1 protein-coding gene is annotated in these 348 nt (G+C 63.8%); it reads right to left on the bottom strand.

The genetic code is table 11. The features are described 5' to 3' along the window. Positions 1-127: 127 nt before the first annotated feature. Positions 128-348, bottom strand: a 221-nt coding sequence (tssD, locus tag AYB31_RS20085; protein WP_153020708.1) for a type VI secretion system tube protein TssD, incomplete at its 5' end; no start/stop codon positions are given.

Genomic DNA, 348 nt, shown 5'->3' on the forward strand with positions numbered 1-348 from the left:
GCATCGGCCAGGAGTCCTGGCCGATGGGGCAGCTCGCGTACCTGCGAGCCAGGGCATTGTCGGGGAAGCGCCACGGCGTTGCCGTGACGCAGGGGGCAAAATGCCCCTTTCCCCGTGACCCCGCGGCTTAGGCGGAGATCGGCGAACGCCAGTCGTCGGAACCGGAAGTGCCGGACACTTCATGGGTCCAGACGATCTTGCGGTAGGTGAAGTAGACGTCTTCCAGGTGGGTGAAGTGGGACATGTTCGGGTCCTGGCAGTTCGGCATGCGTGACTGCACGTCGACGATCACGGCGTCTTCCAGTTCGATGGTGAAGTAGTGCTCCTGGGTACCGGTGGAGGAGGTGC

It is taken from the genome of Pseudomonas sp. BMS12, from assembly GCF_001592875.1.
Lineage (GTDB): Bacteria > Pseudomonadota > Gammaproteobacteria > Pseudomonadales > Pseudomonadaceae > Aquipseudomonas.